Source organism: Brevibacterium sp. p3-SID960 (assembly GCF_025144725.1).
In the GTDB taxonomy this organism is placed as follows: Bacteria; Actinomycetota; Actinomycetes; order Actinomycetales; family Brevibacteriaceae; genus Brevibacterium.
This window is the reverse complement of record NZ_JALXKS010000012.1, coordinates 35,031-55,531: the sequence shown is the minus strand read 5'-3', so window position 1 is coordinate 55,531 and position 20,501 is coordinate 35,031. Positions and strand designations below refer to the sequence as shown.

The following is a 20,501-nucleotide window of genomic DNA, read 5'->3' as shown; positions in this document are numbered from 1 at the left end:
TCACTCCTTGGTTTCGGAATTCGGTGCGGGTGGAGTCGTGCGGGCGGACGCGCCCGAGGCGTTCTGGGGTTGCTCGGCGATGCCGGTCAGGGCGGTGCTGCGGGAGCTCCACAGCCAGGTCGTGAGCTGGTCGACGAATCCGGCTTGGTCAGTGGGGTGCAGCAACCAGCGTTCGGTGCTCGCACGAACGAACCCGATGGCGCCGTAGGCCCACTGCAGTTCGGCGTCGCCGGAAAGCTGGAGTCTGCGGCACAGCAGCGCGGTGATGCCCTCGAAGAAGGTGTCGTAGTCGTTGTCGGCCTTCGGATCTGCCGCGCTGGTCACTGCTGCGTCGCAGAAGCGGTAGACGTTCGGGGCCCGGGCGGCGAGATCGACGAACGCGGCGATCATCGCCCGCAGAGACTCACGCGGGGTATCCGGGCTGTAGTCAGCCTGGTCGAGGGAGCGGGTGATGGTCTTCATCGCCCACTCGCCCATGGCCCGCTGCAGCCCGCCGCGGTCGCCGAAGTAGCGGTAGAGCACCGTCTTCGTCGTCTGCGCCTTCACGGAGAGCTGCTCCATGGAGATCCCGGGACCGTAGTCGGCGACGGCATGGCGCACGGTGCGCAAGAGCATCTTGCGGCGCTCGCGGCGATGGGCGTCCCAGCGTGCGCGCCGGCCATCTTGAGTGACGGGTTTCATATGACGAACGGTATCAGGTACTGTCGGTCACAGATACTCATGGTGCGCCCGCATCGATCTGACAACCACGACCCCCGGAGGAATCACATGACGCAGCGCCGAGCCGCGGTCCTGGGAGGCAACCGCATCCCGTTCGCACGCAGCAACAAGCAGTACGCCCACGCTTCGAACCAGGACATGCTCACCAGCGCACTCGACGGCCTCGTCGCTCGCTACGGCATGGCCGGCGAACGCCTCGGAGAGATCGCAGGCGGAGCCGTGCTCAAGCACAGCAAGGACATCAACCTCACTCGTGAGGCCGTCCTCGGATCCGCACTCGACCCCCACACCCCCGCTTTCGACATCGGCCAGGCCTGCGCCACCGGCTTGGAGACCGTGGTCTCGATCAGCCACAAGGTCATGCACGGTCAGATCGAATCCGGCATCGCGTGCGGTGTCGACTCGGCATCCGATGCCCCGATCGTCGTGACCGAAGAGCTGCGGTCGATCCTGCTCGATCTCTCGCGCGCGAAGTCCAACGGCCAGCGCATCAAGGCCCTGACGCGGCTGCGTCCGCAGCACCTGGCACCACAGGCGCCGAGCACCGGCGAGGCCCGCACCGGCATGTCGATGGGCGAGCACCAGGCGATCAGCACCGCAGCCTGGGGAATCAGTCGCGAAGACCAGGATGCTCTGGCCGTCGAGTCGCACCGCAACCTCGCCGCTGCGTGGGATCGCGGATTCTTCGACGACCTCGTCACCTCCTACCAGGGCGTGAGTATCGATACGAATCTGCGCCCGGACTCGACGATGGAGAAGCTCGCCGAACTCAAGCCCGTCTTCGGCCGCAACCTGCCGGAGCCTGCGACCATGACGGCAGGCAATTCGACTCCGCTGACCGACGGCGCTTCTGCCGTGCTCATCGGCAGCGACGAGTACGCTGCCGCCCGCGGCCTGGAGCCGCTGGCATACTTCCGTGACGCTGAGGCGGCCGCCGTCGACTTCGTCCACGGGGGAGAGGGCCTGCTCATGGCCCCCACCTATGCCGTTCCGCGGTTGCTGGCGCGCAACGGCCTGACGTTCGCCGACTTCGACTTCTTCGAGATCCACGAGGCCTTTGCCTCGACTGTGCTGTGCCACCTTGCGGCATGGGAATCCGAGGAGTTCTGCCGTGAGCGCCTCGGTCTCGACGGCGCCCTCGGTTCGATCGACCGCACCAAGCTCAATCCCAACGGCTCGTCGCTGGCAGCCGGGCACCCGTTCGCCGCCACCGGCGGGCGCATCATCGCCACCGCAGCCAAGCATCTGAAGGAGACCGGCGGAACGCGCGCGCTCATCTCGATCTGCGCCGCCGGCGGTCAGGGACTCACCGCCATCCTGGAGGCATGACCATGAACGACAAGTACATTTCGCTGGCCAATGGGCCGCTCAGGAAGATCGTCAAGACCCTCGGCTTGCCCGCACCTGTGCCGCTGCGCCGCTTCGACCCGGCCGACAGCGCTCACGGTTACCTCAGCGAGCCGGTCCTCGTGCTCGGTGAGACCGAAGGGGCCGACGCGCTGAGCCAGCTGCTGCTCGACAACGGATTCAGCGTGCACCGCACCCCGAATCCGGGTCTGCGATACCAGGCGATCATCGCCGCCTACGACGGCCTGAACCACCCCGACCAGCTGCAGGACACGACCCTGGCCATCGGTGCGGCACTGCGCCAGCTGACCAGGTGCGGCCGGGTCATCACCGTCGCCGACGCCGGCGTCGTCTTCCCGCACACCACCGATGCCGACCCGGCGCTCAACGCCGTCCGCAACGCCGTCACCGGCATCACCCGTTCGCTCGCACACGAGATGCGCGCCGGCTCGACCGCCAACGGCATCGTCCTCGACGGCGTACCGCCCACAGCACCGTCGGCCGTAGCGGCCCTGTGGTTCCTGCTCTCGGCGAAGTCCGCCTACGTCTCCGGGCAGCTCCTCACCGTTTCCAGCGACCGCGGAACCACCACCTCGGCCGCGGAGTTCGCCGCCACCGGCCAGACCGGACCGCTCAACGGCGCAGTCGCTGTCGTCACCGGTGCCGCCCGCGGCATCGGCGCAGAGATCGCCCGTGTGCTCCACCGGGATGGGGCACAGGTCTACGGCGTCGACGTTCCGCAGGCCGGGCAGGCCCTGGCGCAGACGATGAACAGCATCGGCGGAGTCGCCATCCAGCTCGACATCACCGCTGAGAACGCGGGTCAGCAGATCATGGAGCGCGTCGGCGCCCCGATCGACATCCTCATCCACAATGCCGGCATCACACGTGACAAACTGCTGGCGAACATGGACGAATCCCGCTGGGCCTCCGCGATCGCCGTCAACATCTCCTCCCAGCTGCGCATCAACGAGTCGATCACCGCTGCCAACGGCTGGGGTGAGGCTCCTCGTGTCGTGTCGCTGGCCTCGATCGCCGGCCTGGCAGGCAACCGCGGGCAGACGAACTATTCGGCTTCGAAGGCCGGCGTGGTGGGAATGGTCGCAGCTGGCGCAGAGGACTTCGCTGCGCGCAGCGGCACGATCAACGCCGTGGCTCCGGGCTTCATTGAGACCGATATGACCGCGGCGATGCCGATGGTTCCTCGCGAGCTCGGCCGCCGGCTGTCGAGCCTGCAGCAGGGCGGCACGCCGCGCGACGTCGCCGAGGCCATCGCGTTCTTCGCCCAGCCGGCCGCCGGCGGCATCAACGGCAAGACGCTGCGTGTGTGCGGCCAGAGTCTGCTGGGGGCGTGATGACGAGATTCACTCGAGGCGTACCGCGGCCCATCAACTCCGGCGCAGTGCTCGCCAAAGCCGTCCTGCGCCAGTTCAAGAAGCGCCCGCACAGCTCTGCCCATATGCCGACCCGCTCGGTGGAGTCGACCACCACGCTCGATCCCGTCGAGGTGGCAGCGTTCCACCGCGTCGTCGAGGCACCGGTGACGGACTCCGTGCATCCGGGGTATCTGCACAAACTCGGCTTCCCGCTGGCAATGCAGCTCATGACCGACCCCAGCTTCCCGCTGCCGCTGCTGGGCCTGGTGCACATCGTCAACCGGTTCCGCCTGCACCGGCCGGTCCTCATCGGCGAAACCGTGACGACATCGGTGCGGATCGGGCAGGCCCGCAAGCACCGCAAGGGCACTGAGTTCGACGTACTCGTCACGGGAGTCGTCGACGGTGAGACGGTCTTCGAGGAGACCGCCACCTATCTGGCCGTCGGCAAGCACCTCAGCAGCGCCGAGTCCGAACGCGAGGAGGAGCGCAGCGAGTTCGAGGCCCCGGGAGTCCCGTCAGCCATCTGGAAGCTGCCGCGCTCAACCGGCCCGACGTATGCGAAGGTCTCAGGAGACTACAACCCGATCCACCTCAACCCGCTGGCTGCCAAGGCCTTCGGCTTCCCGGCCTCGATCGCCCACGGCATGTACACCGCCTCTCGTGCGCTGTCCGCGTCCCAGGCCCCGGCCGGCGGCTACGTGTGGGAAGCGCAGTTCGCCAAGCCGGTCATCCTGCCGGCGCGGGTGGGCTTCGGGGTCTTCGACGATCACGAGGGCGCCACTCGCCGCTATGCGGTGTGGAGCGTCAAGAACGGCAAGCCGCACGTGCTCGGAAGCGTCGCTCCGCTGGCGTGAATAGTGTGTCGGAACCCCGCCTGACCTGCGCGGATGCACGCAGCCATGCATGTTTGTGCGGTGTTCGTCACAGAGGGCGAAACCGATTTTGCAATCGGGTTCAGAGCATGTAATGTGTTCTCTGTTGCCCGCGCGGGTGGCGGAATTGGTAGACGCGCTAGCTTGAGGTGCTAGTGCCCACTATATCGGGCGTGGGGGTTCAAGTCCCCCCTCGCGCACAACCGGCTCAGGCCGCTGAAAGCCCCGGAACCATTGAGGTTCCGGGGCTTTCAGCATGTCGGCGACCCCTCCGTCTGCACGGGATTCTGTGACATACTCGCCGGTGAGGATGCAGCCCATCCGAACCGTGTTCCCGGCAAGACAAGGAAGTCATCAGTGCATTCTACGCGAAGTGAGCTCGTCACTGCCGCCGTCCACTATCTGTACGCGCTGTCACAGAACCTGACACCGGCAGCGGAGATCAGCGGTGCAGTCGAATTCGAGACCGCTGCGGAACTCGAGGAAATCCTGCACGAGCAGGGCAGGACACGTGCGGAAGTGATCAACGTCTTCGCATTGATCGCCGCCACCCGAACCGAGCTCACCACCGGATCAGCTGTGCCGTTCTCGAAGGACACCTACGATGCCGCGCGAGCGCGTGCCGTGCGCGGACTGGAGTTCGCCGGCCGGGCCGGTCACCAGATCTGGCCGCCGACGAGCCAGACCGTTCGCAAGCGCCTGGGTACGAACTTCTGGAACGATGCGCTGAGCTCACTGGGCTTCCCCACCTCGGGCGGCGGCCGCAAGAGAGGTGCCTTCCACTACTCTCCTGAGGCATTCCGCAGCGCTGTCATCGATTTCCTCACCGATGCGCGCGCAGATGGGGGAGCTGAGAGCTTCAACCGCTATGAGGCATGGGCCAAGGACGAGCGCGCCGCCGGCCGGACCAGGCCCTCAGGTGCCTCGGTGCGCAATCACTTCGGCAGCTGGAACAACGCCAAGGTCGCAGCCGAGCGGGCCTGATCCCGGCTCGTTCAGGTCGCACGCGGCATCGGCCGCCCGAACGTCTTGATCCGCCAACGCGGTGGCACATAGTCCGACCAGTGCCGTTCGATTGCCAGCTCGTAGCTCTCGACGAGCTTCTCCGTCGCTGCCCGCCAGCTGTGCTGCTCCATCTCGGCCTTGCCTCCGGCGGCCAATGCCGAGCGCAGGCTCTCATCTGCCAGCAGACGATTGACCTGAGCTGACATGTCCTCACTCGAATGGGGTTTGCACAGCAGACCGCCGACACCATCGGGCACGGCGAACGGGATGCCACCAGCCCGGGCAGCGACGACCGGCACTCCCGAGGCCATCGACTCCAGTGCCACCAGCCCCAGCGTCTCAGTCGTCGAGGGGAAGACGAACACATCGGCTGAGGCGTAGGCCTCGGCCAGCTCCTGACCGCTCATGTACCCGGTGAAGACCGTCGGCGTGCCGGCGAACTCGGCCTCCAGCTGGCCCAGGTGCGGGCCGGATCCGACCATTGCCAACCGGGTGCCCTCCGGAGCGCGGTCGATGACGCCGCGCAGCACATCGAGGTCCTTCTCCTTCGACATCCGCCCGACATAGACGAGCAGCCGATCCTCTGGATGCCCGTCGGTGAGTCGCTCACGCATCCGCTGCGAGTAGTTGCCCGGATGGTAGGTCTGCGTGTCGACCGCCCGCGGCCAGAGGTCGAGGTTCTTGATCCCGGCAGCCGCAGCCTGCTCGATCATCGGCTGCGAGGTGCACAGATTGACCTCTGCGAGGTTGTGGATCCACGTGATCCACCGTTCGGTCGTGTCGGTGATCCACTCAAGTCCGAGCCGCTGCGTGTATTCGGGCACGTTGGTATGGAACGACGCGAGCATCGGCAGGTCGCGCCGCTTCGAGGACATCGTGCCGTAGGCGGCCAGCCAGATCGGATTGACGGCATGGACGACATGCGGGTGGAAGCGCTCCATCGTCCTGGCGATGTTCGAAGTCGGCAGGCCGACGCGCAGCTCGGGATACCACGGCTTGAAGGACACCGAGCGCACCGGAACCACCCGGAACCCCGCATAGCGGGCCGGCGGATGGCCCGGCGCGAACACGACGACCTCATGACCCATTTCGGCCAGGTGGTCGAGGGTGCCCATGAGCCGGGTGACGACCCCGTCGATTTTCGGAAGGAAGACTTCCGTGAAGAGGGCGATGCGCATCAGCTGCCGGAGACCGCCGCCGTCTCGTCGTGGTCACCGCTGGCCTGCGCATCTGCCAGGCCCGAGGTGTCGGTCGGGACGGTCGGCACACCCGGCTGCTGGTGCTTGGTCCAGACAGAGGACGCGGGGATCTTCGACAGGTCCGCCCGGTGGGCATAGCGCTTGGCGGTCTCATTGACCTCCATGAGTAGCCCGTCGGACAGCGTCGTCGGCTTGAGTCCGAGTGCCAGGAACGTCGCATTCGAGGCGTGGAGGTCGTTCTCGGCCGACTCGTGCCGCGGATTGGGCACGTTCTCCAGGCGGGCACCGGTGATCGAGCAGATGAGTTCGGCGAGTTCGCGCACCCGGTGGGTCTCGGTCAGCTGGTTGAAGATCTTGACCCGCTCACCGGCCGCAGGCGGATTGTCCACCGCGATCTCGACGCAGCGGACCATGTCCTGGATGTGGATGAACGCGCGCGTCTGACCGCCGGTGCCGTGGACGGTCAGCGGGTAGCCGACCGCCGACTGCATGAGGAACCGGTTGAGCACGGTGCCGTAGTCGCCGTCGTAGTCGAAGCGGTTGACCAGCCGTTCGTCGAGTTTGGTCTCGGCGGTGTTCGTGCCCCAGATGATGCCCTGGTGCAGGTCGGTGATGCGCAGCGCGTCGTTCTTGGCGTAGTAGGCGAACAGGTGCTGGTCGAGCACCTTCGTCATGTGGTAGATCGAACCCGGGTTGGTCGGGTACAGGATCTGCTGTTCGACCTGGTACGGCTCGCATGGCCGTCCCTCGGCGTCCTTGTCGGCAGTGACCTGCACGTCGAGGTAGCCCTCGGGGATCTCCATCCCGGCGGTGCCGTATCCGTAGACGCCCATGGTGCCCAGGTGCACAAGGTGGATGTCCGAACCGTTCTCGACGATTGCGGCGAGCAGGTTGTGGGTGGCGTTGACGTTGTTGTCGACGGTGTAGCGCTTGTGTGCCGGGGACTTCATCGAGTACGGCGCAGCGCGCTGTTCGGCGAAGTGGATGACGGTGTCAGGTGCGTACTCGCCGAGCAGGCGCAGCACCGCCTCGTAGTCCTGAGCCAGGTCGATCTGGGCGAAGCCGATCCGCTTGCCAGTCAGCTCCTCCCAGGCGGCGATGCGGTCTTCGATCGAGGCGATCGGGGTCAGCGACTCTGCACCGAGCTCCTCGTCGATCTCCCGGCGCGAGAGATTGTCGAGGATAACGACGTCGTGGCCTCGCGCTGAGAGATGCAGGGCTGTCGGCCAGCCGCAGAACCCGTCTCCACCGCAGACAACAGTCTTCATCTTGCTCCTCCTCGATCGACGGCGGCGCGTGCGCGCCGGGACACTTAGTCGTAGTCTGTCATATGCGCTCCGCGCCCACGTACGTGCCGGCGCGCCGGAGGGCGCTGGCTGCAAAGGCGTTACGGGGTATTCATCTGCGGTTCGCCGATTTCCGGATGACGAACGGCTGCCGACGTGCATGTGCTTCGGGTGTACGCTCGCCTCAGGCCGGCCCGGCCGCACCGCCGGAAGTGAGAATGGAGAGTGTCGATGAGTCATCAGTTCGCCAGCGCCGAGGCAGAGGTCACCCGCCTGTGCCAGGAGCTCATCCGCATCGATACGCAGAACTGGGGCAACAACAGATGCAATCCCGAGCGCCCGGCCGCCGACCAGATCGCCGCGTGGTTCGCCGAGGTCGGCCTGGAGTCGCAGATCTACGAGTCCGCCCCCGGACGCGCGACGCTCGTGACCCGGGTGCCGGGCACCGATCCCGAGGCGCCGGCGCTCGTGGTGCACGGCCACACCGACGTCGTGCCCGCCGATGCCGCGGAATGGTCTGTCGACCCGTTCGCCGGGGAGATCCGCGATGGTCTCGTCTGGGGCCGTGGGGCCGTCGACATGAAGGACATGGACGCGATGATCGTCGCGGTCGTGCGGACGATGATGCGTGAGAATCTGCGTCCGCGCCGGGATCTCATCATCGTGTTCTTCGCCGATGAGGAGGCTGGCGGACTCTACGGCTCACAGTGGATGGCCAAGAACCATCCTGAGGTGTTCGACGGTGCCACCGAGGCGATCTCCGAGGTCGGCGGCTATTCCGTCGACATCCGCGGCCAGCGCGTGTACCTCGTGCAGACTGCGGAGAAGGGCATCGCGTGGCTCAAGCTCATCGCCCGCGGCACCGCCGGGCACGGTTCCCAGATCAACCGCGACAACCCGGTCACCAAGCTCGCCGAGGCGGTCGCACGGATCGGCGCGTACGAGTGGCCTGAGCAGATGCCGCAGGCCACCCGTGACCTGCTCGTCGGCGTCTCCGAGCTCACCGGGATCCCATTCAGCGCAGAGACCTACGGCGAGCTGCTCGACGAACTCGGATCGGTGGCCAAGTTCGTCGGCGCGACTTTCGCCAACACCTCGAATCCGTCGATGCTCGAAGCCGGGTACAAGCACAACGTCATCCCCTCGACGGCCTCGGCCTACATCGACTGCCGGCACCTGCCCGGTCAGTACGAGGACCTCAGACTCAAACTCAAGGAGCTCGCCGGCGAGGGCGTCGACATCGAAGAGGAGATCGTGGCCACTGCTCTCGAATCACCCTTCGGCGGTCGGCTCGTCGACACGATGGTCGCCTCCCTGCAGGAGGAGGATCCGGACGCCACGGTGCTGCCGTACACGCTTTCGGGCGGCACCGACAACAAGGCGCTCTCGCTGCTGGGGATCACCGGCTACGGCTTCGCACCGCTGCGTCTGACCCCGGATCTGGACTTCCCGGCGATGTTCCACGGTGTCGACGAGCGGGTGCCGGTCTCAGCCCTTGAGTTCGGCGCCCGGGTTCTCGGCCGGTTCCTCATGGAAGCCTGAGCCGGCCGCTCGTGCTCCCACGGCGACAGCCGCACGGATGTCAGTGGTCGTCGAGCCAGCGCTGACGGCGCTGGACCGAGGCGACGACGACGCCGAGGAGCACGAGCCCGATGGCGATGAACGTCTGCGGGCCGACCGGAGCTGCCCCGACAGGGAAGAGCAGATCGATGACGAGTGAGCCGAGCAGGTTGCCGAACAGCGCCAGCAGGCTGATGAGCAGCACTCCCAGACGGCCGACGGCCACGGTGGAGAAGCTGATGTACATGACGCCGAGCACACCGCCGAGGAGCATCCACCACTGGCCGGGCATCTCCGGGAATCCGGCGATCGGCACACCGGACAGGCGCACGATGACAGCCGCTGCGAGAAGGAACAGCGAACCGACGAGGAAGTTCGTGAACGTCGCCGCGTAGGCCGAGCGGGAGGCGGTGTTGAGGTTGCCGTTGAAGGCCTGCTGGAACGCCGTGAGCGCACCGGAGGTCAGCGGCAGCAGCGGCGCCCACAGGGGTACGCCGTGGGACAGCGCACCGGATGAGGACACGACGACGCCGAGCAGGACGATGATGACGCCGGCGACACGGGGGACGCTGGGAGCCCGGCGCCCGCCTGGGCTCAGCCGGGTGTTGTCGACGATGAGCCCGCCGAGCAGCTGACCGCACACGAAGGACATGATGAACGTCGCCACGCCGAACAGCGGGACGGTCAGCGACTGGGCGATGACGACAGAGGCGCCGCCGATGCCGCCGGTGAGCATCCACCACGGGAACTCACCGCGGCGCACCAGCTGCCAGGCGCGTCCGAGTCCGCGGCGGGCGCCGGGTTCGAAGGGGATGGCAAGGCAGAGGACGACGAAGCCGCCGGTGAAGGACAGGAATGCGGCATACAGGCCGTGGCCGAGGGCGGCGGCGAGGTGACCGTTGGCGGTGCCCTGGATGGACATCGCGATGCCGGCGGCGATCATCGCCGCGGCTGACAGCAGCGCCGGCCCGCGTGATGCGGTGGCCCTCATGCGGAGTGCTTGATGCGGATGATGCGGCGACGCAGCCACACCGTCTTCGACCCGCCCATCCCGATCCGGGTGCGTGCCAGCTCCCAGCGGCCGTATTCGGCTTCTTCGGTCAGGAGGCGGGCGGCTTCTGATCGGGTCATCTCCCGATGCAGGCTCACGGTCCGGAATTCGTACTCCACAGGTGTACGACGTCGCTTCACATTCCCTCCTTCGCTTCGATGAGATTATCACCAGGCGGGCCTGTTTCCCGGGCTGCTCGCAGGGCGGACACGCCGCACCCGGCGTGCATTATCCTGAGGCGTATGGTCCATCTGGTTCTCATCCGGCATGGGGAGAGCGATGCCAACGCCGCCGGCCTGCTCGCCGGCCGGACGCCCGGGGTCGCTCTCACTGCGGCTGGCCGCGCCCAGATCCGCAGTCTGGCCGGCGTCCTGCCGTTCGCCTCGATCACCGCGCTGCGGCACTCTCCGCTCATGCGCTGTGTGCAGACGACCGAAGAGCTGCTCGGCATCGTCACCGTCGCTCAGACCCGGGAGGACCCGGACCTGGCAGAAGTCGACTACGGGCAGTGGAGCGGCCAGCCGCTCACCTCGCTCAAGGCACAGCCTGAGTGGACACGCGTCGCCGAGTGCCCCTCGTCGATGGTCTTCCCCGGCGGAGAATCGCTCAAGGCGGCTGCCGCCCGGGGGATCGCTGCAGCCCAGGCGCTGGTCGCCGAGCTGCGCCAGCTCACCGCAGGCAGCGGTCAGGACGAGAACAGCTGTGAGGACGGCGTGGGGATCATCGTCAGCCACGGTGACATCATCAAGGCGATCCTCGCCGATGCCCTCGGCATCCCGCTCGACCGGTTCCAGCGCATCGCGGTGGCTCCCGGATCCTTCAGCGTCATCTCCTACCCGGCCACCGGGCATCCGGTCGTGACCGCCATGTCGGTCACCGCCGGCGGACGCCAGGCCAGCCCCGACCTCGGCGGCGGCCGGTAGCCGACCCCGCACTGGGCCGAACCCGCACTGGGACGAACCCGCGCCGCGATGGGCCGAACCGGCACTGGCGCGCAGCGCTTAGGTCAGATCGCTGAGATGACCCCGGCGCCCAACAGGGCGTAGATGACCAGGCCGATGATGACGCGGTACCAGACGAAGACGGCGAAGGAGCGGGTCGAGATGAACTTGAGGAACCCGACGATGACGATGTAGCCGACGACGAAGCTCACCAGTGTGGCCAGTGCGGTCGGCCCCCAGCCGAGCACCATCGGCTCGCCGATGCTCTTGAACAGGCCGTAGAAGCCCGAGGCCATCACCGCCGGGACAGCGAGCAGGAACGAATAGCGGGCGGCGGCTTCGCGCTTGAAGCCCATCAGCCGGCCGGCGATGATCGTGCCGCCGGAGCGCGACACACCGGGGATGAGCGCCATCGCCTGTGCCAGGCCGTAGAGGATGCCCTGACCCCAGGTCATGTCCTTGAGCTCATAGGTCCGCAAACCGTACTTGTCGGCCAGACCGAGGATGATGCCGAAGACGATGAGCATCGTCGCAGTGATCCACAAGCTGCGCAGCACCGTCTCGATCTGGCTTTCGAACAGCAGCCCGAGCACCGCGATGGGAATCGAGCCGAGGATGATGAGCCAGCCGAGCCGGACCTTCGGGTCGTCCTTGGGCCCGCGGCCCACAAGCGCCCTGCACCAGGCGGCGATGATGCTGGTGATGTCCTTCCAGAAGTACACGAGCACCGCGGTTTCGGTGCCGATCTGCACGATGGCGGTGAAGAACGCCCCCGGATCCTGCCCCGGCAGCAGGAACTCGCCGACGATCCGCAGATGTGCTGAAGAGGAGATCGGCAGGAACTCGGTGAGTCCCTGCACGATTCCGAGGATCGCGGCGATGAGCCAATCCATGCACTTGCTCCTAGCTGTAGGCACCCGCGAATAGCGGTGTGGGCAGACGCCCGCGCCGGGGATATGGCTGCGGGCTGAGGTGCTCGCGGCGGGGGCTTCGCTGAGAGACAGCGACGACGCACCGGCGGCCAGACCCACATCAGGGTAGACCCACTGATCAGGTAACCTCAAGGACTATGCACGTTCACCGCGTCGGAACATCAGGTCTGGAGCTCTCTGAGCTCGGACTCGGCACCTTCGACTGGGGCAGTCGCGTTGAGGCGGACACCGCCCAGCAGCTCCTCGATTCCTACAGCGAGGCCGGAGGCACGACTCTTGAGCTGCCGTCGTTCGCCTCGCCGGCGGCCGATCTGCTCGGCAAGCTGACAGTCAGCCCCGAAGTCACTGTGTGCGCCCGTGTCGGCGTCGCCCAGCGCGGGCACGAACCCGTCCTCAGCCTGTCCCGGCAGCAGGTGCTCCGACAGGCCCGGCAGCTCATGCAGCGGATGCGCCGGGACCACATCGATGTCCTCGTCCTCGACGGCTTCGATGCGGCCACACCGCTGGAGGAGACCGCCTCAGCGCTTGAGACGCTGCTGAGCGCCGGGGAAATCGGCTACGTCGCCTGTGCCTACCATTCCGGCTGGCAGCTGGCCGCCGTCGCCGGAGCCGGGATACCGGTGGTCGCCGCCTTCAACGAGCATTCGCTGCTCGAGCGCTCGGCGGAGTCCGAGGTCGCCCCGGCGGCCGACTACCTGGGCATCGGCATGGTCGCCGGTGCTGCACTCGGCCGCGGCGCGCTCTCGGGTCAGTACCTCAAGGCCGTCCCGGCGGATTCGCGGGCGGCGCTCCACCGGGACGGCTACATGCAGCGCTATCTGACCGACGACGCGCAGCGGATCGTGGCGGGAGTGAGCAAAGCCGCCTCGAGCCTGGAGATCGCCCCGGTGGATGTCGCGCTGGCCTGGATGCGCTCACAGGCACCGGCCTGCAGCCTCATCAGCCCGCGCACCACCGAGCAGCTCACCCAGCTGCTCAACAGCGATGCCGAACTGCAGCCGGAGATCCTCCAGGTCCTCGACCAGATCTCCGAACCCGGCTGACACCTCGGGCGCGGCAGCAGCCGCAGTCAGTCGAGGGTGGGACAGCAGCGCTCAGCGCTCACTGCTTGACGGAGACCTCATCGTCGTAATCATCGTCGTCGAAGTCGTCATCATCATCGTCGTCGTCGTAGTCATCGTCATCATCGTCGAAATCATCATCGAAGTCGTCGTCATCATCGTCGTCATCGTCACCGAGGTCAGCCTTGGCGTCTTCCTGATCGTCGAAGAGCTCAAACGGAGTGACCTCCTCGAACGCACGGTAGAGGGCGTCCTCGTAGATGTCGAAAGCCTCGGCCAGGGCCATGTAGGTGGCTTCGACTCGCGGGTCCTCATCGGAGGAACGGTGGGCCGCTGCAGCGTAGTGCTCGCGGATTGCCGAAAGGAACTCTTCCAGGGCCACATCGGGTTCAAGGCTCATGCCTCCAATGTACCCCCCTTCTGCAGGCCGCGTCACCAGTTCGAGCCGATGACGAGGGGAATCGAATGCCATAGGGTAAGGACTATGGCTGCCCCGATCTTCGAACACTCGTCGCCCGACCGGTTCATCGCCGGGACCGTCGGCCTGCCGGGCGAGCGCACGTTCTTCCTGCAGGCCGCCTCCGAGGGCGTCGTCACCTCGGTGACGCTGGAGAAGGAGCAGGTCGAGATGCTCGGGGAGCGGATGGACGAGCTGCTCGACATGGTCAGGGCCAAGGGCGCCAGCACTGTGCCGATCCCGGTCGGCCCGCTCGAGGAGCTCATCGACAACGCCGGCCTGGCGATGCCCGTCGACGCCGAGTTCATCGTCGGCACCATGAGTCTGGGCTGGGACACCCAGGCCGGTCTGCTCATCGTCGAATGCTTCGAACTCACCCAGCAGGACGCCGAGTCGGGCACCAGCGGCGACCCGGATGACGACACGCAGGAGCGACGCTCACTCAAGGTCACCCTCACCGCTGGCCAGGCCCGCGAGTTCGCCCGCCGCGCCGACCAGGTCGTCAATGCCGGACGCTCGGACTGCCCGTTCTGCGCGCTGCCGCTCGATCCGGCCGGTCACATGTGCCCGCGCGCCAACGGAATCGCCCGCTGATGCCGGATATGACCACCCGCAGCGGACACAGCGACTCCAGCCCCGACTGGCCGGAGATCTCCGTGCGCATCGACACACCGACGCACCTGTCAGCGGCAGACGACACCGCCAGCATCGTCGACGTGCTCACCGCCGGTGAGGTCCACCAGCTCGGGCGCATCCCGCACGCCTCGAATGACACGCGGCTCATCACGGTGACAGCAGGTGAGACTGTGCTGCGCGCGGTCTACAAGCCCGCCGCGGGGGAGCGGCCGCTGCATGACTTCCCCCACCAGTCGCTGGCCGGCCGGGAGGTCGCCTGTTTCGAACTCGGGCAGGCCATCGGGCTGCTGGTGGCCCCGCCGACGGTCATGCGCACTGACATGCCGGCCGGACCGGGCTCAGTGCAGGCGTATGTCGAGACGCTCAGCCACGGCGATGCGCTCGTCGACATCTTCGAACCCGACGAGGTGCCTGAGGGCTGGGCTGCGATCTTCGCCGCCGTGTCTGAAGACGGTGAGGACCTCATCGTCGCTCACGCGCTCGCACCGGCACTGCGGCAGATCGCACTGTTCGACCTCATCGTCAACAACGCCGACCGCAAAGCCTCACACATCCTCAGCGGGCACTACCGCTTCGACGGCACCGCACCCGGCGTGTTCGGCATCGACCACGGACTGACCTTCCACGCCGAACCGAAGCTGCGCACCGTGCTGTGGGGCTTTTGCGGCGAACCCTTCACACCTGCTGAGAACAGGCTTTTGGCCGAGGTCGCCGAGAGCACCGAACTGCGGCACCGCCTCGGGACCTGGCTCACCGATGCCGAGGCAGACGCCACCGCGGCACGCGCAGCGGCCCTGAGCGAGCTCGGGGCATTCCCGCTGCCGCCGGCGACCCGGACGCCGATTCCGTGGCCGCCGCTGTGACCGCGGCAGGCTGAGGTTTCCGATCCGGTGGGTGGACACATGCCGTTCCGGCGCGCCGGGAGATCTGCCGTGTTGAGGTCGCTGATTGCTCACTCGTATGCTGGGGGCGTGAAACCATGGCAATCTCCTGATGTTCCCAGGCTCTCCAGCTCCGGCCGCGGCCCCGATGTCTACTGCACTGCAGAGCAGGGTCCCGTACAGGCGCCGGGCAAGGAGAAGGTCGCGCGACTCTACGTCTGCGGGATCACCCCCTATGACTCAACCCACCTCGGTCACGCTGCCACCTATGTGGCCTTCGACGTGCTGCAGCGGGTGTGGCGCGATGCCGGTGTGGAGGTGTCCTACGTCCAGAACATCACCGACATCGACGACCCGCTCCTCGAACGGGCCGAGGCCACCGGCGTCGACTGGCGGGATCTGGCCGACGGTGAGATCGAACGATTCCGCAGCGACATGGAGGTGCTGCGGGTCATCGCCCCCGACCACTTCATCGGTGCCGTCGAGAGCATCGACCTCGTCGTCGACGCGGTCACGGAGCTGCTGCACAACGGCTATGCCTACCGGCTCGACAACGGCGATGTGTATTACCGCGTCAACGCCGCGATCAAGCCGGCGTTCGGCTCGGAGTCCCATTACGACCGCGACACCATGATGCGCCTGTTCGGCGAACGCGGCGGCGACCCCGACACACCGGGCAAGGAAGACCCGCTCGACGCGCTGCTGTGGCGTGCCGAACGCGAAGGCGAGCCGTCCTGGGACGGCGGCGAGCTCGGCCCAGGTCGCCCCGGCTGGCACATCGAATGCGCGGCCATCGCCAACGAGTACCTCGGCTTCCCGCTCACCATCCAGGGCGGCGGCTCAGACCTGATCTTCCCGCACCACGAGCTGTGCGCAGCCCACGCGACCGCACTGACCGGCGAGCCGTTCGCCCAGGTGTTCATGCATACCGGCATGGTCGGCTACGAGGGCGAGAAGATGAGCAAGTCCCGCGGGAATCTCGTCTTCGTCTCCGCGCTGCGCGAATCCGGTGTCGACCCGATGGCGGTGCGGCTGACCCTGCTGGCGCACCACTACCGCTGCGACTGGAGCTATTCCGATGAGGTGCTCGAGCAGGCCCAGCAGCGGCTGACCACCTGGCGCAGGGCCGCCGACCTCGGATCGACGGTCAGCGCCGCTGACGTCATCGACGATCTGCGCCACGACCTCAGCGACGACCTCGACACGCCCTCAGCGCTGTCGACGCTCGACCGCTGGGCTGCCGCGACGAGCAGCGAGGGATCGCGCGCCGACACCGAGGAGATCGTCGAGGCGATCGACGCCCTCCTCGGCATCAGGCTCTGACAACTCCGGCCGCACACTGACGGCCGGCCGCGCACCTCGTGGTGCGGGGCCGGCGGCGTCTCAGCCTCCGTCGCGGCGCCGGTGCTGCAGGTAGCGCTCGAACTCACGGGCGATCGCCTCGCCCTTGGCTTCGGGCAGCTCGGAGGTCTCCGCGACCGATTCGAGATGCTCGACGTGATCCTGCAGGTCGGGGTTTGCTTCGACGAACTCCTCGACGCCGAACTCCCAGGCACGGGCATCCTCGACGAGGTCGTGCTGAGGCACGACCAACCCGGTCAGGTCCTCGAAGGCGCCGAGGAGCGACAGGATCGCCTTCGGCGAGGTGGTGCCGGCGACATACCCGGGCACGGACACCGTCAGGGTGACCGCCGGGATGCGCTGCGCGGCGAGCAGGACGGCGAAGACCTCCAGCAGACCGGCAGTACCCTCACCGCAGGCCGATTCGACGCCGTCATAGGCGGATACCACATCGGACTGCTCGCTTGTGACCGCCGCCGGCAGCGGACGGCGATGGGACACCGATGCGGCAGCCCCGCTGATGAGCACCACACGATCGTCGGAATGAGCACCGTCCAGCAGCACCTCGAAGGCATCAGCCCAGTGGGAGGTCGGCTCCGGACCGATCGCGACGATCACGCTGATCGGCGTGCCCGGCACCGTCCCGAGATAGGTCTCGATGCACGGCCACTCGATTTCGGCGGTCAGACCGGAGCGGCGCAGCTGCGGACGCACCAGCGTGTAGTCGTAGTAGCCATCGGTCAGCAGTTCCTCAGCCGGGCGCAGATCCCACGCCTCGACCAGGTGATGCGCGGCGTCGACGGCGCTCTGACCTGCGTCATCCATACCTTCGACGGCGATGATCCGCAGCCAGCGATCGGAGGGAGGCAGAAAGTCCATGGGCACAGACTACGCTAGGAGTCATGCGATTCTACTCGGCAGTCCTGTGGGACATGGACGGCACTCTCGTCGACACCGAACCGTACTGGATCACGGCCGAAACAGAGCTCATGCGCGCTCACGGTCTCGACTGGGACGAGGAGAAGGGCATGCTCATGGTCGGCAACGAGCTGCTGACCTCGGCCCACATCCTCATCGCCCACGGCCTGACGCTGCCCGCTGAGGAGATCGTCGAACTGCTCCTCGATCGGGTCATCGAACTCATCGGCGAGCATGTGCCGTTCCGGCCCGGGGCACGTGAGCTGTTGGCAGACCTGCAGGCCGAAAGCGTGCCGTGTGCGCTGGTGACGATGTCGTATCGCCGGCTCGCCGAGGCGGTCGTCGCCGCCTGCCCGAACGGAGCGTTCGCAGCGCTTGTCACCGGCGACGAGGTGCCGGCCGGCAAGCCGGATCCAGCGCCCTATCTCATCGGCGCCGGGCAGATCGGCGTACCGCCCGGAGCATGTGTGGCATTCGAGGACTCTGTGCCAGGACTCACCAGCGCCGAATCCGCAGGAACGATTGCGTTCGGGGTGCCGCATCTGGTGCCGATCCCCGAACGACCGGGCCGACGGCTCGTGCCGACCCTGGAGGGGATGAGCGCCCAGTCCCTCGACGGCCTGATCGGCTCGGCCGTCCCGCACGGGCCCGGCGTCGCCGACGCTCAGCAGTCCAGCGACGACGGGTGAGCGAACAGACCCCTGCAGGCTGGCTCAGTCGGTGCTGCCTGAGAGCAGATCGACACCGGCGATCTCGGTGATCGGCGGGGGCTCCGGGGGCGTATTGCCCCATGCCGGGCACATCGGCTTGAACGAACACCAAGTGCACAGCGGGGAGCGGCGCGGACGCCAGCGCCCGGACTGGGCGGCATCGGTGATCTCGTTCCAGATGCCGCGGACTTCGAATTCGGTGCGCTCGATATCACCCATCGTCGGCTGCATGTCGATCGAGCTGCGCGAGCCGAGGTAGAGCAGCTTGAGGGTGTGCACGAGCCGGCCCTCAGCCAGGTAGTGCATGAGGGCATAGAAGCGCATCTGGAAATCTGCCTCGCGGCCGTACTGCGGTTTGGGCTGTTTGCCGGTCTTGTAATCGACCAGCCGCACCGCGCCACCCGGGGAGGCGTCGACGCGGTCGATGAACCCGCGCAGCACCGGCCCGCCCGCGAGCGGCACCTGCACGTACTCCTCCCGCCGGTCCGGTTCGAGCATCTGCGGAATCTCGAGCGCGAAGTACGAACGGCACAGCTCGGCTGACTCGTTGAGCAGGCGGCGGCGATCCTCCTCAGCGGGGAAGAGCTCAGCGACACGCCCGTCCTCGTCGGTCAGCCGCGTCAGCTCGATGGGCAGCAGCTCGATCGTCTTCTCCCACGTCCGCTCGGGGGCGACCGCGTCGAAGAGGCGCTCGAGCACGGCATGGACGAGCGTGCCGCGGAACGCGGCCGGCGACAGCGGCTCAGGGATCTTGTCGACGGTGCGGAAGCGGAACTTCAGCGGGCACTGGACGAAGTCATTGGCCCGGGACGGAGAGAGCGCGACGAGTTTGGCCATAACCGAAACCCTACCGGCCCAACACTGACCGTTCGCTCCTCGGCATGGACGGGCAGACTCTCCTCGGCATGGGCGCGCAGAGACAGCAGGGCATCCCCTTTAGGATGGTGGACATGACTGAGGCGAGCGCGAAGGCAAACCCCCCGGCCAAACGGACCGGGGCGTCGAACGGGCTCATCATCGGTTGGGTCTTCGGTGCTCCCGTCGTCCTCGCCTGGTCCTGGTTCATCGCCGCGGTCATCATCACAGTGCTCTTCGCCCCATGGGTGTCCAACGTTCGGCCCGACCTCGGGATTCTCTCCTGGATCGTCGCTTTCGCCTACGCGGTGTTCCTCTTCGTCTCCGTCTTCCTCCACGAACTCGCCCACGCGATCGCAGGGGCTGCCGTCGGGCAGAAGGTCGCTGCGATCGAGCTCAACATCTGGGGCGGCTTCACCCGGTTCGAACCCAAGATCGAGGAGGACCCGAAGCGAGCGGCATCGACGAGCTTCATCATCTCCGTCGTCGGTCCGGTCATCAACCTCGCCCTCGCCGGTCTCGGCTGGTTGGCCATGGGGGCCTTTGAACAGTCCTCGGTGCCATGGCTGCTGCTCATCGCCGTCACGTTCGCCAACGCCGCATTGGGCATCATCAACCTGCTGCCGGGCATCCCGCTCGACGGCGGCTGGGCGATCCAGGCCCTCATCTGGCGCGGCACCAGCAGCCAGTACCTCGGGACCGTCATCGCCGCCTGGATCGGACGGATCATCGCCGCCGGTTTCGTCTTCTGGGCTGTGGTCACCCCGCTGCTGCGCGGCGAGCGTCCCGACCTCATCACCGTGCTGTGGATGTCGGCGATCGCCTTCATGCTGTGGTTCTCCGCCAGCGATGCCGTCACCCATGCCAAGCGCGCCCGCCGCATGGAGACCTACGATCTGCACGCAGTCATCCAGCCGGCGATCGCGGCCACCCACGATTCGACCATCGAGCAGACCCTCGGCTTCGCCGACTCCCTCGGCAAGGGACCCTCAGTCATCATCGTCGTGCTCAACGAGCGCGGTCTGCCGTATGCGTTCCTCGACCGGCATGCCGCCTCCCAGGTGCCGATCGGTGCGCAGCGGTCTGAGACGATCGCCGACTATGCCCGGCCCTTCGGCGGCTGGATCGGGGTGCCCGAGGACATCACGGCCCCGCATCTGCTCGAGTCGCTGACCCATCGGCCGAAGGCCGCCTACTGCATCGTGATGCGCGGCTCCACACTCACCGGTGTCATCGACCTGCAGGAGTTCTTCGACGAACTCCTCGCCGACTGAACCGCCGGTGACCGCTTGCGGCCTGCGTTCACGCAGTGAGAGGCCTGACCAGCCGGTCAGGCCAGGGTCTAGAGTG

General features: G+C 67.0%; 21 protein-coding genes and 1 tRNA gene. 13 read left to right on the top strand and 9 right to left on the bottom strand.

Annotated elements, in window-relative coordinates; genetic code table 11:
* Positions 1 to 681: a TetR/AcrR family transcriptional regulator gene (locus M3B11_RS05665; RefSeq protein ID WP_259875765.1), complete on the bottom strand. Its 681-nt coding sequence runs from the start codon at positions 679 to 681 to the stop codon at positions 1 to 3.
* Between the two features lie 87 nt (positions 682 to 768).
* Here M3B11_RS05665 and M3B11_RS05660 point away from each other — a divergent pair, with 87 nt between their 5' ends.
* From M3B11_RS05660 to M3B11_RS05640, 5 genes are all read left to right on the top strand, one after another.
* Positions 769 to 2,049 (top strand): acetyl-CoA C-acetyltransferase, encoded by a 1,281-nt coding sequence (locus M3B11_RS05660; protein WP_259875764.1) that lies wholly within the window; start codon positions 769 to 771, stop codon positions 2,047 to 2,049.
* Positions 2,050 to 2,051: 2 nt separating this feature from the next.
* A complete protein-coding gene (locus M3B11_RS05655; protein ID WP_259875776.1) occupies positions 2,052 to 3,422 on the top strand; it encodes a 3-oxoacyl-ACP reductase in 1,371 nt (456 codons plus the stop codon).
* On the top strand, positions 3,422 to 4,300 hold the full coding sequence (locus M3B11_RS05650) for a MaoC/PaaZ C-terminal domain-containing protein (RefSeq protein ID WP_259875763.1): 879 nt from the start codon (positions 3,422 to 3,424) through the stop codon (positions 4,298 to 4,300). Before M3B11_RS05655 ends, M3B11_RS05650 begins: the two co-directional genes overlap by 1 nt.
* A 130-nt stretch (positions 4,301 to 4,430) precedes the next feature.
* Positions 4,431 to 4,518: transfer RNA gene (locus M3B11_RS05645), tRNA-Leu, on the top strand.
* A 157-nt stretch (positions 4,519 to 4,675) separates the two neighbouring features.
* Positions 4,676 to 5,302: a hypothetical protein gene (locus M3B11_RS05640; protein WP_259875762.1), complete on the top strand. Its 627-nt coding sequence runs from the start codon at positions 4,676 to 4,678 to the stop codon at positions 5,300 to 5,302.
* 11 nt (positions 5,303 to 5,313) lie between these two features.
* On the opposite strand, the gene M3B11_RS05635 is transcribed toward M3B11_RS05640, so the two are convergent.
* Positions 5,314 to 6,501, bottom strand: coding sequence for a glycosyltransferase family 1 protein (locus M3B11_RS05635; RefSeq protein ID WP_175294738.1), 1,188 nt, complete (start codon positions 6,499 to 6,501; stop codon positions 5,314 to 5,316).
* Positions 6,501 to 7,790, bottom strand: coding sequence for an NAD-dependent epimerase/dehydratase family protein (locus M3B11_RS05630; protein WP_259875761.1), 1,290 nt, complete (start codon positions 7,788 to 7,790; stop codon positions 6,501 to 6,503). Before M3B11_RS05630 ends, M3B11_RS05635 begins: the two co-directional genes overlap by 1 nt.
* A gap of 249 nt (positions 7,791 to 8,039) precedes the next feature.
* Here M3B11_RS05630 and M3B11_RS05625 point away from each other — a divergent pair, with 249 nt between their 5' ends.
* Positions 8,040 to 9,350, top strand: coding sequence for a M20/M25/M40 family metallo-hydrolase (locus M3B11_RS05625; protein WP_259875760.1), 1,311 nt, complete (start codon positions 8,040 to 8,042; stop codon positions 9,348 to 9,350).
* 40 nt (positions 9,351 to 9,390) lie between these two features.
* Here M3B11_RS05625 and M3B11_RS05620 read toward each other — a convergent pair whose 3' ends face one another.
* Both M3B11_RS05620 and M3B11_RS05615 read right to left on the bottom strand, forming a co-directional pair.
* A complete protein-coding gene (locus M3B11_RS05620) occupies positions 9,391 to 10,359 on the bottom strand; it encodes a DMT family transporter (protein ID WP_259875759.1) in 969 nt (322 codons plus the stop codon).
* Positions 10,356 to 10,538, bottom strand: a complete 183-nt coding sequence (locus tag M3B11_RS05615; protein ID WP_311197719.1) for a DUF5703 family protein — start codon at positions 10,536 to 10,538, stop codon at positions 10,356 to 10,358. The genes M3B11_RS05620 and M3B11_RS05615 overlap by 4 nt, the downstream gene beginning before the upstream one ends.
* A 123-nt stretch (positions 10,539 to 10,661) precedes the next feature.
* Between M3B11_RS05615 and M3B11_RS05610 the strand changes: the two genes are divergently transcribed.
* Entirely contained in the window at positions 10,662 to 11,342 is a 681-nt protein-coding gene (locus M3B11_RS05610) for a histidine phosphatase family protein (protein WP_191726244.1), read from the top strand.
* A gap of 83 nt (positions 11,343 to 11,425) precedes the next feature.
* Here M3B11_RS05610 and M3B11_RS05605 read toward each other — a convergent pair whose 3' ends face one another.
* On the bottom strand, positions 11,426 to 12,253 hold the full coding sequence (locus tag M3B11_RS05605) for an undecaprenyl-diphosphate phosphatase (RefSeq protein WP_259875758.1): 828 nt from the start codon (positions 12,251 to 12,253) through the stop codon (positions 11,426 to 11,428).
* Between the two features lie 176 nt (positions 12,254 to 12,429).
* Between M3B11_RS05605 and M3B11_RS05600 the strand changes: the two genes are divergently transcribed.
* Positions 12,430 to 13,335, top strand: a complete 906-nt coding sequence (locus tag M3B11_RS05600; protein WP_259875757.1) for an aldo/keto reductase — start codon at positions 12,430 to 12,432, stop codon at positions 13,333 to 13,335.
* Between the two features lie 58 nt (positions 13,336 to 13,393).
* Here the strand turns inward: M3B11_RS05600 and M3B11_RS05595 are convergent, their stop codons facing one another.
* Positions 13,394 to 13,753 (bottom strand): hypothetical protein, encoded by a 360-nt coding sequence (locus M3B11_RS05595; RefSeq protein WP_259875756.1) that lies wholly within the window; start codon positions 13,751 to 13,753, stop codon positions 13,394 to 13,396.
* A gap of 84 nt (positions 13,754 to 13,837) precedes the next feature.
* On the opposite strand from M3B11_RS05595, the gene M3B11_RS05590 reads away from it, so the two are divergent.
* The 3 genes from M3B11_RS05590 (at position 13,838) to mshC (ending at position 16,650) form a co-directional block, all read left to right on the top strand.
* A complete protein-coding gene (locus tag M3B11_RS05590; RefSeq protein WP_175294730.1) occupies positions 13,838 to 14,404 on the top strand; it encodes a DUF3090 domain-containing protein in 567 nt (188 codons plus the stop codon).
* A gap of 8 nt (positions 14,405 to 14,412) precedes the next feature.
* The gene (locus M3B11_RS05585) at positions 14,413 to 15,309 is read left to right on the top strand and encodes an SCO1664 family protein (RefSeq protein WP_259875755.1); all 897 of its coding nucleotides are present in this window, start codon (positions 14,413 to 14,415) and stop codon (positions 15,307 to 15,309) included.
* A 108-nt stretch (positions 15,310 to 15,417) separates the two neighbouring features.
* Positions 15,418 to 16,650 carry a cysteine--1-D-myo-inosityl 2-amino-2-deoxy-alpha-D-glucopyranoside ligase gene (gene mshC / locus M3B11_RS05580; protein WP_259875754.1) on the top strand — a complete coding sequence of 411 codons (1,233 nt, stop codon included), beginning with the start codon at positions 15,418 to 15,420 and terminating at the stop codon, positions 16,648 to 16,650.
* A gap of 60 nt (positions 16,651 to 16,710) precedes the next feature.
* On the opposite strand, the gene M3B11_RS05575 is transcribed toward mshC, so the two are convergent.
* Positions 16,711 to 17,547, bottom strand: a complete 837-nt coding sequence (locus M3B11_RS05575; protein ID WP_259875753.1) for a PAC2 family protein — start codon at positions 17,545 to 17,547, stop codon at positions 16,711 to 16,713.
* A gap of 23 nt (positions 17,548 to 17,570) precedes the next feature.
* On the opposite strand from M3B11_RS05575, the gene M3B11_RS05570 reads away from it, so the two are divergent.
* A complete protein-coding gene (locus tag M3B11_RS05570; protein ID WP_259875752.1) occupies positions 17,571 to 18,275 on the top strand; it encodes an HAD family phosphatase in 705 nt (234 codons plus the stop codon).
* A gap of 24 nt (positions 18,276 to 18,299) precedes the next feature.
* Here the strand turns inward: M3B11_RS05570 and M3B11_RS05565 are convergent, their stop codons facing one another.
* Entirely contained in the window at positions 18,300 to 19,133 is an 834-nt protein-coding gene (locus tag M3B11_RS05565) for a PD-(D/E)XK nuclease family protein (RefSeq protein WP_259875751.1), read from the bottom strand.
* Between the two features lie 113 nt (positions 19,134 to 19,246).
* On the opposite strand from M3B11_RS05565, the gene M3B11_RS05560 reads away from it, so the two are divergent.
* A complete protein-coding gene (locus M3B11_RS05560) occupies positions 19,247 to 20,425 on the top strand; it encodes a site-2 protease family protein (RefSeq protein ID WP_259875750.1) in 1,179 nt (392 codons plus the stop codon).
* Positions 20,426 to 20,501: the final 76 nt, after the last annotated feature.

Coding starts and splice junctions, on each gene's coding strand:
- M3B11_RS05665 (WP_259875765.1), bottom strand. CDS start 681: ATGAAACCCGTCACTCAAGATGGCCGGCGCGCACGCTGGGACGCCCAT.
- M3B11_RS05660 (WP_259875764.1), top strand. CDS start 769: ATGACGCAGCGCCGAGCCGCGGTCCTGGGAGGCAACCGCATCCCGTTC.
- M3B11_RS05655 (WP_259875776.1), top strand. CDS start 2,052: ATGAACGACAAGTACATTTCGCTGGCCAATGGGCCGCTCAGGAAGATC.
- M3B11_RS05650 (WP_259875763.1), top strand. CDS start 3,422: ATGACGAGATTCACTCGAGGCGTACCGCGGCCCATCAACTCCGGCGCA.
- M3B11_RS05635 (WP_175294738.1), bottom strand. CDS start 6,501: ATGCGCATCGCCCTCTTCACGGAAGTCTTCCTTCCGAAAATCGACGGG.
- M3B11_RS05630 (WP_259875761.1), bottom strand. CDS start 7,790: ATGAAGACTGTTGTCTGCGGTGGAGACGGGTTCTGCGGCTGGCCGACA.
- M3B11_RS05625 (WP_259875760.1), top strand. CDS start 8,040: ATGAGTCATCAGTTCGCCAGCGCCGAGGCAGAGGTCACCCGCCTGTGC.
- M3B11_RS05620 (WP_259875759.1), bottom strand. CDS start 10,359: ATGAGGGCCACCGCATCACGCGGGCCGGCGCTGCTGTCAGCCGCGGCG.
- M3B11_RS05610 (WP_191726244.1), top strand. CDS start 10,662: ATGGTCCATCTGGTTCTCATCCGGCATGGGGAGAGCGATGCCAACGCC.
- M3B11_RS05605 (WP_259875758.1), bottom strand. CDS start 12,253: ATGGATTGGCTCATCGCCGCGATCCTCGGAATCGTGCAGGGACTCACC.
- M3B11_RS05600 (WP_259875757.1), top strand. CDS start 12,430: ATGCACGTTCACCGCGTCGGAACATCAGGTCTGGAGCTCTCTGAGCTC.
- M3B11_RS05595 (WP_259875756.1), bottom strand. CDS start 13,753: ATGAGCCTTGAACCCGATGTGGCCCTGGAAGAGTTCCTTTCGGCAATC.
- M3B11_RS05590 (WP_175294730.1), top strand. CDS start 13,838: ATGGCTGCCCCGATCTTCGAACACTCGTCGCCCGACCGGTTCATCGCC.
- M3B11_RS05585 (WP_259875755.1), top strand. CDS start 14,413: ATGACCACCCGCAGCGGACACAGCGACTCCAGCCCCGACTGGCCGGAG.
- M3B11_RS05575 (WP_259875753.1), bottom strand. CDS start 17,547: ATGGACTTTCTGCCTCCCTCCGATCGCTGGCTGCGGATCATCGCCGTC.
- M3B11_RS05570 (WP_259875752.1), top strand. CDS start 17,571: ATGCGATTCTACTCGGCAGTCCTGTGGGACATGGACGGCACTCTCGTC.
- M3B11_RS05565 (WP_259875751.1), bottom strand. CDS start 19,133: ATGGCCAAACTCGTCGCGCTCTCTCCGTCCCGGGCCAATGACTTCGTC.
- M3B11_RS05560 (WP_259875750.1), top strand. CDS start 19,247: ATGACTGAGGCGAGCGCGAAGGCAAACCCCCCGGCCAAACGGACCGGG.